Genomic DNA, 13,790 nt, shown 5'->3' on the forward strand with positions numbered 1-13,790 from the left:
CAAATACAAGTCACCAACCCAATACCACCAAGCACAATGCAACACCGCAGCCTGAATAAAAACCAAGGCTGTCCAACTTCCAAGGGAGCACTACATTCTTGGCTTTTGGATTCTCCTCCAGTTGGTCGACGGTAGCGGTCAAATCAGCAGTGCCGACACGGGAGGAGGAGTGGCGTACGCTGCTCACATTGGGGGCTTCGTCGCTGGCGTCATCACCGGCATCTTTGCCCGACTCCTCATGAAGGAAGAACCCGATACTCCTTTTCGTCGGCTCACGGAGCCACGCTATCGCTGACCTTCAGCGGTGTCCTCCCCAGCCATCCAGCCGTACAGCATGACCCATAGGCACAAAGCCAGCGAAAATGCCGGCAACTGCACCGGCTCTGGCAACGTGTAGAGCACGGTGACAATCGGGATCCACACCCCCCAACAAGCGACCAAACTGGGCACCACCTTATCGCGATAAAAAGCAGCCGTGAAGAACCGCCGCTGCCAGCGGTATCCATGGTTCTTCCATGCATACAGCCAAACGGTGACCGGTGCGGCAAAAATCGGATTGTACACAAATTGATCGACCAATACTTGGGGCACCACCACCTCGATTCTCGCCTCATCGCCGAACCACATCGCCTGAGCCCGATAGAAAAAATCCACCACGGTTCCCATTCCTGCCCAAAACGGTGCCGCAAATACCAATTCTCTCGCATTCGCGGATTTCAGCTTTCCCTTCTGAAAGACCACCACGCGCAAGAGCTCAGGCAAAATTCCACCCGCGACCAAGCCGCTAAGGGCACTGTACGGCCACCCCCAACGAGCTTTCACCTCCGCAAGACTTTCAAGCAACCCTCGAAAGCTCACCGAAAAGCCGTAGCCTACGAGGAGCCCCACCATCGCGATCTGTACGACGAGGCCGGGGACAAGATTTGCTTTCGCCGCGCGCAACCCTGCCTTCCAAGGGGCCTCCCGAAGAACTTGCGGTTGGGCATCAATCGCCATGCCGCAAACAGCCACTCAGCTAGCCCGCTTGCCAAGCCGCAATTGCGCTCCGCTTGACCCGCTTTCAGTGCTCTTCCTCCTCGCCAGGGCGCCGCGCCTTAAATACCCGCAATAGAAAAACCAAACTCGGAAAGATGAAGGCGCTCCCGACCAACAGCGCGATCACCAACTGACGCAACGTCGCCTCCGGTGCTGCCTGCTCATAAAAACTCAGGGGGCCCTGTACGGTGATCGCTCCATTCGGAGCGTACAACAGCCACCACCCCAACAAAATCAATACCACCTGACCCGCCGCAATCACCCGGGACCATACGACCCGAGTCTTCACCAGAAAACGCCACAGCACCCCGCAAAGCAACGTTGCCAGCAGCAAAGTCGTCATCGCCAGCGGATGTCCAAGAAACTGCCGTGCGAGAGAAACCGGTTCTGCCAACGACAAGACAAATACCCCACCCCCCGACACCACGACCCAAGCATTGAACACCGCGCCCCAACGCCGAAAGCGCCGGCGTAAAGCCTCATCCTCCGTTTCACCAAGCAGATAAATGCAGGCCAAAAAACCAAAAATCCCCGCCACAAATCCTCCCACACTCAGCGGAAATGCACCCCACCATGGAGCCACGTAGGCCGACCAAAAATCCCCTGCCTCGTTGTCGATCAAACCCCGATTCAAGCTCGCGGCAATGATCCCCAGCCATAACGCACTCCATAAGCTCGAAGCTCCAAACAGCCAGGTGTACGCCCCCTGACTCCGTGGGCCTTGAATCGAATCGTAGTGCCGAAACGTAAACATGGTCCCGCGCACCACGACTCCCAACAACAACGCCAACATCGGCAGATGCAGCGACACCATCAAGGTCGTGAAAATCTTCGGAAACCCCATGAACAAAATCACCACCACCAGAATCAGCCAAATGTGATTCGCCTCCCACACCGGTCCCATGGCGTGATTGATCACTTTCTTTTGCCGCTCCCTCAGTTCCCCAGCAGGCAACAATTCAAGAATACCGGCGCCAAAATCTGACCCACCCATCAAAATGTAGAGCAGCAACGAAGCGGCCAGGAAGAAAACCAGAATATCGATCATGATGCCTCCACCTTTCTTTGAGTGACCCGAATCTGCCTCGCAAAGAGCCACACCGTCATCCCTCCCAATCCCAGATAGAGGATCAGGAACAACAGGAAGTGATACACCATCCCGGGCACTGGCGTCACCGCATCCTGGGTCCGCAGGACTTCATAAATGATCCAAGGTTGCCTCCCTACCTCGGTCACGACCCAGCCCGCCTCGATCGCAATCATTCCCAATGGCGTCGATGCCGCTAGCGCCCCCAAAAACCACCGAGGAAACTTCCCTTTCTTCAAAAACCAGAAGTGGAGTAACCCCAAGACAGCCATCAGCATCCCCAATCCCACCATCACCTGGAAGGCGACGTGGACCACCAGCACAGGGGGCCAATCCTCCTTGGGGTACTGGTCCAGTCCAATCACTTCCGCTGCCGGATCCCGGTGGGCCAACACACTCAGCATTCCCGGGATTTCAATCCCCCAGTGCATCGTTTCAGTGTCCTCGTCCGGAATGCCCCCGAGGGTCAAGGGTGCGTAGGTGGATGTCTTGAAATGCCCCTCCAAAGCAGCCAGTTTCGCCGGTTGAAGCTCCGCCACTCGCTCCCCGGCAAAATGTCCCACCAACGGCTGCACCAGCGCCGCAGCCGCACCGAAAACCATCGCGATCTTCATCGCCTTCAAATTCAGCTCCGGTGCCCGACCCTTAAGATAGAGAAAAGCGTGCACCCCGCCCACCGCAAACCCCACCGCCTGCACCGCCGCCACCTGCATGTGCGCACTCTGGTGCAGCCAGGCGCGGTTGAACATTGCCGCCACAGGATCGATCCCCGTCGCCTCACCGTTGACCCACTCAAATCCTGCCGGGGCGTTCATCCATGAGTTCGCCGCCACCACAAAAATTCCAGACAAAAACCCGGAGATTCCGACCACCAAGCCCGTCGCCCAATGCACCCACGGTGACATCCGTTTCCATCCATAAAGGAAAAGCCCAATCGCCACGGCCTCAATGAAAAAGGCCGTCCCTTCCCACGAAAACGGCATTCCGACAATCGGCCCTGCATGCTCCATGAAACCCGGCCATAAGAGCCCCAGCTCGAAAGATAGAACCGTCCCCGAAACCGCCCCTACCGCGAACAAAATCGCCACCCCACGCATCCACATCTTGGTCAGTTCCAATGACACCTTGTCGCCACGCTTCAGGTGCAAGTAGTGCGCCGCAGACATCAAAAATGGCATCGTCATCCCAATCGCCGCGAAGATGATATGAAAGCCCAAAGAGAAGGCCATCGTCGCCCGCGCCGCGGTCAGATCGTCCATGGCCTGACCGTAGGCGACCGCCATCCCGGATCAACGGCAAAGCGGTCCCTCGCCATGAAGGCCATTCATTTCATTTCTCTTTGGCCGACATTCGGCCCATGGCAGAGCCCCAGAATCACAAATCCATCAGAACGACCCTCAATCGGAGGAAACGCTGTGAGTTTGCTGTCTCTGGAGCCCCTACTCGAACCGTCTCCAACACCGTCCCATCTCCTTGATCCACAGGGCTGCCCACGGACTCCACCACTCCGGCTCCCCCGGTCCATTCGATCAAGTCCAGCGACGTCTCCACCTGGTAGTCGATTTCGGTCGCATCCGCCCGACGCCGGAATTGAAGATAGAGATACTCCCCACCCTCATCACTCGCTCGCCCAGCCACCGGCATCGCGGACCACGGAGGAGAAATCAAATCCGCCCCCAGCGCATACATCAGCAACCAGTTGATCCCCGGCAAGGCTTCCGCGTCGGGATCCGTCGCATTTTGGGCGGTCATCCATTCCTGAAAAGCGCTCGAAGCCCCCCCTGAGACTCCGGGTGAAGGAATCCCAGCCGTCCAACTCTCCGGCAACGCATGGTCGGGCGCCGATGCAGGGTCCACCAATACCATCGCAGCCCCCTCCCCGTCAGGTTCCGTGGGCCAAGGGGCCACATCGTCATAAACGAAATCGTGAATCGCAATGCCGGCACCATACGAAAGCTTCACCTGCTCACCGCCATTCGAAAGATTTTGATCCACACCCCATTCCCCTGCAATCGGCAACCCCTCTCCATAGCGCTCCTCAAATGCCGCACGACTCTTCACCACCAGCACCACCTCACCCGGAGCCAGTTCGGTGATCTCTGAACCGGCAAAATCGAAATCCACCCCCTTCGTGAAACGAACCGGAGTCAGATCGAGAGTGAGCGTCGTGCTGATGTTCTGAAGCTCCAGATACTCGAAGTCCTGGTCGTCGCCACTCGCAGGTGGCGGGCCCACGGGATGATACATCACTTCCGTGATCATCAGGTTCTGCTGAAGATCGGCCAAGTCGTCCGGCTCCGTTGTGGTGAAGGCGTACGGCTCCGACCAATGGCTCCACCGTCCTGTGTCGTCTTTCATCCGCACGCGGGCCCGGTAGCGATGACCTGCCTTGACCGCTCCCACTGGGATCGTGATGGTCGAAACATAGGTCTCCAGCTCCCCCGACAACCACACCGGAGTGTACTCCATGTGGAAATCATCGCCCTCCTGCCAGCCCGGAGCACTTGGATCCTCGATTTCTCCGATCCGCCATTCCATCGCCGCAAAAGTTCCTGCGCCCTGAGGATCGGCAAAGGCGCTGGTTTGAAAGGCCAGCCCATTGACCGAATGCTCCTCATCCCCGAGGTAGGTGAGCGTCGGACGCACGGGAAGCAGCCCGGAATCCGGGCCATCGGCGAGACTGTCCAAATACGCCGCCCGTCCACCTGCCCCCACCGTCGGACCCGAACTTCCCGACCACCCGACAAAACAAAAATTCTTCATATCCTGGAGCTTGCTAAAGCTAAAGCCCTGAAGCGCTAGCAAGGGATCATCATTGCCGGAACCCTCACCGCTCGGAGCATTGCGCCATCGGTCCATGTCGGCCTTGTAAAACTCGGAAATCACCGCGGCACGATCGTCCATCAACCCCTCGATCTGATCCGTTTGCCAAATCAAATCCCGAAACTCGCGCAACACATTCCGGTGGGCGATCTTCATCTCAGGCTTGTCGACATAGCTCGCGCCAGCAGGTGCCGAGTCCGTGCTCATATCCCACCCATACAAGGCATTGTTCGCATGCTCCCATCCCTGGTTGAAATTCGGCCCAAAACTGGCGTCCCAATCGTAAGGAAGGAACCAACAAAGACCCCGCGTAGGGTCCGGACCCACGGGTTCAAAATACCATGCCAGATTCTTCAACGCATGGCGAACGTCCTCGTGAATATAGGGAAACAGATCGTAGTGCCGGATCCCTTCAGCGACGGCCGAATATCGATACCACTTCTCATAGTTCACATACCGTTGCAACCACTCAGCCGTCTGGGCGCCGTGGAGATTGTCGCGGATATGATTGAACTCCGACCCATCCGAAACCATCGCGGAGGACTGATAACGGCGCTGCCGATCCGCATCCCAAATCCAGTCGGACATCTTGTAGAGATTTCCTTTCTCCATCTCATGGGTTTCGAGGAAGCCGCTCTCGTACTCCTCCACCGCCTGACTAAGGCCCCAAAAATCTCCACCATACTGGGTGGGGGCTTCGTCAGCATCGTCGATCACCCGAAAATGGATCCAATGCGTGTAAGCGGCAGGCACTCCAAAGGTCCGCCACAAGGTCGAACCCACCTCCTCAGGCATTCCCCAGTTATTCCCTCCCTGCGTGCCATACATGCGATTGAGAGCCATCCGCTTCCACGTCGCCGGATACTTTTCGCCTTTTTGATTGGTCGCTTGGAACTCATGCCCGCGATGAAAGCGGAACTTGTAGTGCCGCTTCCCTTGCGGAAAACGTCCGTCGTAATCGCCATAGCGGCTGTTTCCACCGCGAAGTCGCGTCACCACGTGATCGTAAACTTTGCCATCATACACCAACGCTCCCTCCCACTCTTCCGATCGGCGGGCCGACAACACCGATTCATCCCCCGTGTTTGGAAACTGTTCCCACGCATTGTACGCCTGCAGGCTGAGCATATCCGCATGTCGGATCAACCAGTGATAAACCGGCAGTTGCGTCAGCATCTCCTTCGGCCACACCTTGCCTGCCGAACCACTCACCGAAGCCGTCGTAGCCACGTAGTTCGGAACCCCATCGTAGACGAAGCAGGCGAAATTCAGGGCGTCATCATCCTCGTACGGAACTCGCACCTCCGTTCCGGCCAAATCCTCTGCCTCGATCCGATACCGCACCAACGTCCGGTGCTCCTGACCTGGAATCACCCCCGTGAACAGTCCGTCGCCTGCCACACTGTCGCCACCCGATCCATCGTCCACCATCACCACCTCGGCCCAATTGGCAGGATCCTCGAACTCGGGATTTACCGGTCTTTCCCCATCGGGATTCGCCAGCACTTCAGAAACGGAACGCGGAAATCGCGCCGGGATGAAGGCCCCAGGTGCCACGATCTGATACAACAATCGGACCTCCCCAATTCCTTCAGGATCGCTCGCCTTCGCGGTGATCAGAATCGGCTCTCCCGATTTCGGCTGCTCGGGTGCGTGACTGACTTGGCGCAACTGAGGTGGGGCCACCGTAGCAAAAACGGAATTCTGCTCTCCCGGGGTCGGTTGGATCGTGGCGCTCGAAGCCGGACGGATCAATTCGAGGTCAAACCCCAGATCCGACGATCCCAAAGACCCATTGAAAACCTGAACGGCAATCGTGTTCGTCCCCTCGACCAAGAATGTCGCAGCATGGTTGATCGAAATCTCATTCCAGACACCCTCCGTATCCGAATCGCTGGCAGCTAAGGTCGCAATGGTCGGATCCGTCGTGTTCATATTGCGCTCCCCTGCGAGAACTCCGTTGATCCAAATCAGCACCCCATCGTCTTTTGAGAAGCGCAGAAGCAAATCCGTGGGCACCTCGCCCTCCGCAATCTCGAAAGTCTTGCGCAGGAAAATACTACGGTAGTTGTTCTGCATCCCGGAAATGACCGTGTTCAGATTCAGGGTGCCCGCCGCGCTCGAAATCACCCCGTATCCGATGGGTGAAACATAAGAAGTCCAGCCCCCATCCTCGACAAAACCCGTCTGCCGCCAGGCATCCGTCGGATCCGATGCCTCGCTCATCCCTGGGCGCCACTTCCAACCGCTCGCCCCCGCATCCACATAGGTGAGCTGCTCCCAATTTCCCGTGGAGCCCGAACCCCTCCAGGAACCCGCCAAATCATTGTCCAGCGAAGGGTGAATCAACTCCATCGATGCCCCCGCACCTCCCGGCGAAATCGGCCACGGAAAGGTCGCTCCGTATTCGACCCGGTCCTTTTCCTCTCCTGCCCCATCCACCAAGACCAATGCTTCTCCGTCCCCGGAAAGTTTGCCCGAAAAGGGCCCCAGCGGAGTGAATCCGAACCGACTCAGAAACACAGAGGGATCCATCGCCACGACCAAATACCCACCGGGCTCAATCCACGAAAACGCAGGAAACGTGTAATCGATCCCCGCATCGAATCGCCACCCGGTGAGGTCGATCGCTTCCGAAGTGGGATTGAAAAGCTCCACAAACTCACTGCGACCATTGTCAGGAGGATCGTAGTAGACCTCGTTGATCACCACCGTGGACTCCGTAGCAACCACCTCGAAAACCCATACCTGTTCAACACTCAGCCCATCCGCATCCGTCACTCGCACCCGGATCGAGATCGTTTGACCTTCCAACCCCTCAAACGAAACCGTCGCCATCAGCTGATGCCCCACCACGGTGAACCAGGCGTTGTGAGTATCTCCCTCACCAGGAACCAACATGAAGGAGTGCAAGTCACCCTCGTTCGGATCCTCCGTCGTCAAATTTCCCACAAATCCCCCCTCGGAAAGATTCGAACTGAGGGTCCCCGTCGACACCTCCACCTTTGACGGGGCTGTGGGTGGAGGATCGATCCACAGCTGCATCGTCGCCACGTTCGAATCGTTCCGCCCGTCGCTCACTCGGAAAGAAAATGCATCCTCTCCAAAATAGCCCGGCTCAGGAGTGAATATCAGATTCGGTGCGGTCCCTGATAGAGACCCGTGACTCGGCCCATCGATCACTTCCCAGGTCAGTGCCGATACCGGATCATTCGGATCCGTCGCTGCCAACACCACCTCACCCGGTTCATCCTGCTCCAGCACCACTCTCCCGCCTTCCGCCACGGGGGTGCCCAGCAAAACTTGAACAGCCACCGACGCTTGGACCTCGTTCATCCCGTCGCTGGCCGTCAAAGTATAGGTCGTCGTTTCGGCCGGGAAGACCGTTACCGGGCTTCCTTCTGAAACCTCGACGCCGGGAGAGATCGATACCGAAGTCGCTCCCACCACCTGCCAGCTCAGAACCACAGGATCCCCGGAATACACCAGCGATTCATTCGATGCGAAACTCACAATCCCCACCGCACTTAGCCCGAAATCCGGAGCCTCCGCTGCGAACTCCTGGATCACCTCCCCATCACTGAAAGCCGTGTCGCAAATGCGCAGGCGAGCGACCGACAAAGCGCCATTGATCGACGTCACGGATCCATCGGTGTTCGACTGAGCTGCCAACCGAATGGGCAAATCACTTCCCAAACTGCTCGCCGACCAGGTCATCAATGGTCCGATCGATTTCGAAGTCGAAAGCCGACCATCAGTGTATGCACGAAAGCCCCCCGTCTCCGCATCATATACAAACGTACAGCAGGTCCAAACTCCGGACTTCTCCTGGTTCGACCACCCCACATCCGCCACTCCCCACCCTCCGAAGCATCCCCACGTATCATGATTGCCGTGGAAAAAAGCTGCGAGCGATCGATCCGGGCCATTGCGGCGTCCCCATGCCACGATCGTCTCCTCCGATCCCACCGTGGGATTGTAGACCCACGCCACCACTGTCCGGCTACCATTTCCCGTGAGCGATGCGGGAGCTATCGGACCCACCATGTGATCTGAAGATCCATCAAAGGTCACTCCGCGGATCCCCTCGATATCCTCCACCACCGGCCGACGACTGAAACTGCTCTGCTCAAAACTCGCCCCAAGCGAGCCGGAATTCACCCAACTTGATAATGTCCCCGTGCTGAGTTCAGCCGCATCCAAATGCACCAACTCTTCGGCTTGCAATGTCCATGGCATCAGCCATCCGATGCACATCGACCATAAAACAGACCGTAAGGGAAATTCAGACCGTGAGGGGAATTTTGTCATGAGTTGGGTCCACCAACCTACCGCTCTGTATGGACAATGCAATCCAACGCATTCACCCCATCAAAAGCCCTATTTCTCCTTTCAAATCCGTGACTTAACGTACTTTTTTGCTCCATTTTCAAAACCACCATCCCGGCAAATCTCTGTCATCGCCCCACCCACCCCTCCGTTTTGTCACTTCTTTTCTGGTGACGGTTCCTTCACCTCATTCTCCTACGGACGGGGGATAGACAATCCCACGGAACCTTGCAGGAGATACTCAGGCAAGGACGTCATGATCACCCTCTCCACGATGAATCCCAACTCGCTCTTTCTTTCGTGCCTCCTCCTCACAGGTGCTTCCAAGGGAGGGGAACTTCAACTTCAGGCGACCAATCCCCTCGCCATCGCTCGCAGCCGCGAAACTCTGGAGCTCACTGCCGCTCAACTCGCTCCTCTGGCCACCGAGGATCTTCGGAAAATCCACATTCGTGACACCTCAGGACAAGAGATTCTCTGCCAGGCCGTCGACTCCGACTTCGATCCCTATCACACTCCCGATCGGGTCGTCTTTCAGGCAGACTTTGCACCCAGCGAAACCCTCAGTTTCACCATCTCTAGCGGCCCCAAACAGACTTTTCAAAAGAAAGACTTCAGAGTCTTTGGGCGCTTCAATCGCGAACGTTTCGATGACTTCGCCTGGGAGAACGACCGCATCGCCCATCGCACCTATGGCCAGGCCCTCGAAACTTGGGACGGCGAACCTCTTATCAGCAGCACCATCGATATCTGGTCGAAACGCACCGAGAAGCCGATCATCAACGATTGGTACCTGGCCGATGACTACCACGCGGACCACGGTGAAGGTGCCGACTTCTACTCTGCCGGTCTCAGTCGAGGTTGTGGCGCCCTGGGAATCTGGGCATCGGATCGGCTCTGGACCTCGCGCAACTTCACCGCATCCCGCGTTCTCGCGAACGGGCCGATCCGACTGATCTTCGAACTTGATTACGAACCATGGAGAATTGGAGGAACCGCTGTCAGCGAAGTGAAGCGAGTCACCCTTGATGCCGGCTCACAGCTTAACCATTTCCAAAGCACCTTCCACTCCCTCACTCGTCCTGACCAACCCGTGGAACTTACGGTAGGCATCGGGTTGCGAAAGACTCCTGGAGACACTGCGGCGACCGATTCCGCCAAGGGATGGCTTTCACAATGGGAACCCGTATCCGGCAAAAATGGCATGCAGGGCCTCGCCGTCTGGCTCGATCCCGAAACCCTCACCGGACAAGCCGAAGACGAGCTCAATCGTCTCGTCCTCGCCAAACTCCCGTCCGATGGCACCCTCAATTACTGGAGTGGCTTCGCTTGGGACCGAGCCGGAATTATCACGGACTTCGCCGCCTGGCAGACCTACCTCAAAAACTTCGCTGCGTTCCAACAATCCCCCATCGAAGTGACCCTCACGGCACCCTGAACCCGTGTAACTTACTTATTTTAATAAAAATAACGAAAGCCATGGTTGCCGACCGGTTTCCTTCAATCATGACGTTGCCGCCCGCCGCACGTGACCTCGTCCGATCGATACCCCATCGGGCACATGGTTCCTTCTATCCTCCAATTGGGTTGGTTGGCGTCGACCCGAGACACCGATTGAATTGTCTCCTGACCCATGAGACGACCCACGATTTTCCTGTGCCTTTTATCCTCTCTCTTCGCCACCGACTTCAATATTCGCGACCAAGGAGCTCAAGGCAACGGAATCACCCTGGATACGGCTTTCATTCAGCAGGCCATTGATGCTGCCGCAGAAGCCGGCGGTGGAACCGTGCGATTTCCTGCTGGTACCTATCTGAGCTTCTCATTGCAGCTCCGCAGCGACGTTCACTTGCAGTTCGATCCTGGGGCCACCTTACTCGCCGCTGATCCGGCTGATGGCCAAGGACGTTACGATGCACCCGAGCCGAATCCTTGGGATGCCTATCAGGATTTTGGGCACAGCCACTGGCAGAATAGCCTGATATGGGGCATCGATCTCGAAAACGTCTCCATCACCGGTCCCGGAAAAATCGACGGCAAGGGACTCTCACGGCGCAGCCCGGGTCCACGTCGACCCACGGAACACGGAGACTTTCCTCTATCGCTCGGTGACGACAGCGGCGCTGAAATAGCGGTGAATCCCGGCGGCGAGGAAGGCAACGGAGACATGGACGGATTGGGAACCAAAGCCATTGCCCTGAAAAACTGTCGCCATGTCACTCTCCGGGACCTGACGATCTTCAGAGCCGGACATTTTGCCCTGCTCGCCACCGGGATTGACGACCTGACCTTGGATAACCTCAAGGTCGACACCAATCGGGACGGTTTCGATATCGATAGTTGTCGACAGGTGCGAATCTCGAATTGCCTCGTCAACACGCCCAACGACGACGCCATCGTGCTCAAGAGCTCCTACGCTTTGGGAGAAAACCGGGTCACGGAGAACGTCACGATTACCAACTGCCAAGTCAGTGGCTTCGATCTTGGAACCATGCTCGACGGAACCTTTGGCCGCACGCAAACCGAAGCGCCGGACCGTGAAGGTGTGTGTGGCCGAATCAAGTTCGGCACCGAATCCAACGGAGGCTTTCGCAACATCGCGATCTCGAACATCACCATGGAACGTTGCCGCGGAATCGCTTTGGAAACGGTGGATGGAGGGTTCCTAGAGGACGTCACGATCACCAACGTGACCATGCGAGAGATCGTCAATGCGCCCCTTTTCCTGCGGCTCGGGGCCCGTTTGAGAGCCCCCGAAGGAACCCGCCCGGGCACCCTCAAACGCATTCGGATCTCTCACGTGAACGTCGAAGGCGCAGATCCTGACTACGCTTCCATCATCGCCGGCACCGCCCATGATCCCATCGAAGATATCAGCCTCAGCCACATTCACATCCGCACTCGGGGCGGCGGCACTCTCGAACAAGCCGCTCGCGAGCTCCCCGACGTCGACGCAGCCTATCCGGAACCTTCGATGTTTGGCATCACGAACTGCCATGGGTTCTTGGTGCGCCACGTCCGGGGAATCACTTTTCACGATGTTTCCGTGACCCCGGACCAACCCGACTTCCGCCCCCCCTTTCATTTGCACGATGTTCTGGGGGCGCGGTTTTTCGGAGTTCGCAGCTATCCAGCGGAGGACTTACCGGCACTTTCCACCCGCGGGGATGTCGAATTGCGGCAGTGGGAATGTGAGCCAAGCCTGGAGACAAGCCCATAGCTTCAGCGAAACATCAACCTTGGGTCGGCCAAATGGACCAAGAGGTGTCCTGACCCAAGCTCGGAAGAATCGGCCCACGATCAGGCATTTCGCTGGGCAACATCTTGAACAGAGGAAGTTTGCGGGCTCCAAGAGCATCCTTCGCATACTCCGCGCCGTCCTTTTCAATCAGCAAATAGCCGCTGTAGTGCCCGCCGGGTCGCTCTCCTGTAAGAATCGCAAGCTCGATCGGGACTCCCTTTTTCACGGTCAGCCAACGACCCTCAAAAGTTTGCCATCCTCCAGGAGTGAATTCCTGCTGGAACGAATGCCGGCGCTCCGCACCTCGCAACGGGGATTTCAAGCTACCATCAAGCGCTTCACGACCATTGGCCAGAACCACCAGCACATCGTCCGCGAATCCCACAAAACGGAATTTACCATCCTCCGGTGGAACCACCGAGCCCCGATAAATGATGCCCCAGCGGCGACCCTGCACCTTATCCCCAATCTCGAAAGCCTTGGGTGCTTCTGCCGCTTCGATCCGAGGAATGTAGAGCTGGGTCAGACGCAACTGACGCGGCGCGGCAAAAAACCCTGCCAAGGCGTCGCTGGCCAAGTTGCGGCGCACCGCACGGTTCATTTCCTCATCGTAGAGGTGATTGACGGGCGCCTCGATCTGGAAACTCCCGTCCTTCTCAAAATCTTGAGGTCGCATGTCCGTTGGCTTGCCTTGGGGGTCCTGCTTCAGGTCGTAGAAGGTACCTGCGAGACCCGGCCCATGGGGCGATCCAAACATCCCGCCCCCTCCACCACCCGCACCGCCACCATCGGTGAACCCCCCGCTTCCCCAATCATCACCGAAGCCGGAACTCGCCCCGAAATCCTCCGAAATCTCGGCGTCAAATTCGGGCACCGGCACCGATGTGGGAGCCGCCACGTTCGCAGCAATCACTTTGGCGGCCGATGCAGACGAAGGCGAACTGGGCTTTTGTTGAACCCGGTTCGTCATTTTCTTCTGTTCGACCGAATCTTCATTTGAGGTCGGCGTCGAATAACTCACCAACACCTCGACAGGTTGGATGAGAGGCCGGATGAAGATGAAACCGAGGATCAGCCCCACCAGCACCAGCAGGAGGAAAGCCGCCACCATGGAGGTGATCGTCGCGTTGCGTTGTTGGGCGTGGAGCCGCTGTTGGGCTTCTTGTGTCAGTTCTGCGTGAAGGCTCATGAAGAAATTTGGGGTTTCTTATCGGAGTGTCTCCCTCCAACCCGTAAGAAACCTTTCTTCTTAGACCTTTTTGCTTACCTCATTGG

At 57.4% G+C, this 13,790-nt stretch carries 8 protein-coding genes; 3 read left to right on the forward strand and 5 right to left on the reverse strand.

Going from position 1 to position 13,790, the window contains the following annotated elements; all coding sequences use genetic code 11:
- Window positions 1-55 precede the first annotated feature (55 nt).
- Window positions 56-295: a rhomboid family intramembrane serine protease gene (locus HNR46_RS07160; RefSeq protein ID WP_184017630.1), complete on the forward strand. Its 240-nt coding sequence runs from the start codon at window positions 56-58 to the stop codon at window positions 293-295.
- Here HNR46_RS07160 and HNR46_RS07165 read toward each other — a convergent pair.
- The 4 genes from HNR46_RS07165 to HNR46_RS07180 all read right to left on the reverse strand — a co-directional run bounded on the left by HNR46_RS07165 (window position 286) and on the right by HNR46_RS07180 (window position 9,184).
- On the reverse strand, window positions 286-996 hold the full coding sequence (locus tag HNR46_RS07165) for a hypothetical protein (RefSeq protein ID WP_184017259.1): 711 nt from the start codon (window positions 994-996) through the stop codon (window positions 286-288). The two genes, HNR46_RS07160 and HNR46_RS07165, sit on opposite strands and share 10 nt — an antisense overlap.
- A gap of 64 nt (window positions 997-1,060) precedes the next feature.
- Window positions 1,061-2,083: a cytochrome d ubiquinol oxidase subunit II gene (locus HNR46_RS07170; RefSeq protein WP_184017261.1), complete on the reverse strand. Its 1,023-nt coding sequence runs from the start codon at window positions 2,081-2,083 to the stop codon at window positions 1,061-1,063.
- Entirely contained in the window at window positions 2,080-3,381 is a 1,302-nt protein-coding gene (locus tag HNR46_RS07175) for a cytochrome ubiquinol oxidase subunit I (protein ID WP_184017632.1), read from the reverse strand. Before HNR46_RS07175 ends, HNR46_RS07170 begins: the two co-directional genes overlap by 4 nt.
- 115 nt (window positions 3,382-3,496) lie before the next feature.
- Window positions 3,497-9,184 (reverse strand): lamin tail domain-containing protein, encoded by a 5,688-nt coding sequence (locus tag HNR46_RS07180; RefSeq protein ID WP_221285059.1) that lies wholly within the window; start codon window positions 9,182-9,184, stop codon window positions 3,497-3,499.
- A gap of 346 nt (window positions 9,185-9,530) precedes the next feature.
- Between HNR46_RS07180 and HNR46_RS07185 the strand changes: the two genes are divergently transcribed.
- Both HNR46_RS07185 and HNR46_RS07190 read left to right on the forward strand, forming a co-directional pair.
- On the forward strand, window positions 9,531-10,712 hold the full coding sequence (locus HNR46_RS07185; RefSeq protein ID WP_184017265.1) for a DUF4861 family protein: 1,182 nt from the start codon (window positions 9,531-9,533) through the stop codon (window positions 10,710-10,712).
- Between the two features lie 195 nt (window positions 10,713-10,907).
- Window positions 10,908-12,494, forward strand: a complete 1,587-nt coding sequence (locus HNR46_RS07190) for a rhamnogalacturonidase (protein ID WP_184017267.1) — start codon at window positions 10,908-10,910, stop codon at window positions 12,492-12,494.
- Between the two features lie 13 nt (window positions 12,495-12,507).
- Here the strand turns inward: HNR46_RS07190 and HNR46_RS07195 are convergent, their stop codons facing one another.
- Complete coding sequence (locus HNR46_RS07195) at window positions 12,508-13,704, reverse strand: hypothetical protein (protein ID WP_184017268.1); 1,197 nt, start codon at window positions 13,702-13,704, stop codon at window positions 12,508-12,510.
- Window positions 13,705-13,790 lie beyond the last annotated feature (86 nt).

Source organism: Haloferula luteola (genome assembly GCF_014201715.1).
Taxonomy (GTDB): Bacteria; Verrucomicrobiota; Verrucomicrobiia; order Verrucomicrobiales; family Akkermansiaceae; genus Haloferula; species Haloferula luteola.

Coding starts and splice junctions, on each gene's coding strand:
- HNR46_RS07185 (WP_184017265.1), top strand. CDS start 9,531: ATGATCACCCTCTCCACGATGAATCCCAACTCGCTCTTTCTTTCGTGC.
- HNR46_RS07175 (WP_184017632.1), bottom strand. CDS start 3,381: ATGGACGATCTGACCGCGGCGCGGGCGACGATGGCCTTCTCTTTGGGC.
- HNR46_RS07190 (WP_184017267.1), top strand. CDS start 10,908: ATGAGACGACCCACGATTTTCCTGTGCCTTTTATCCTCTCTCTTCGCC.
- HNR46_RS07170 (WP_184017261.1), bottom strand. CDS start 2,083: ATGATCGATATTCTGGTTTTCTTCCTGGCCGCTTCGTTGCTGCTCTAC.
- HNR46_RS07180 (WP_221285059.1), bottom strand. CDS start 9,184: ATGCCATGGACATTGCAAGCCGAAGAGTTGGTGCATTTGGATGCGGCT.
- HNR46_RS07165 (WP_184017259.1), bottom strand. CDS start 996: ATGGCGATTGATGCCCAACCGCAAGTTCTTCGGGAGGCCCCTTGGAAG.
- HNR46_RS07195 (WP_184017268.1), bottom strand. CDS start 13,704: ATGAGCCTTCACGCAGAACTGACACAAGAAGCCCAACAGCGGCTCCAC.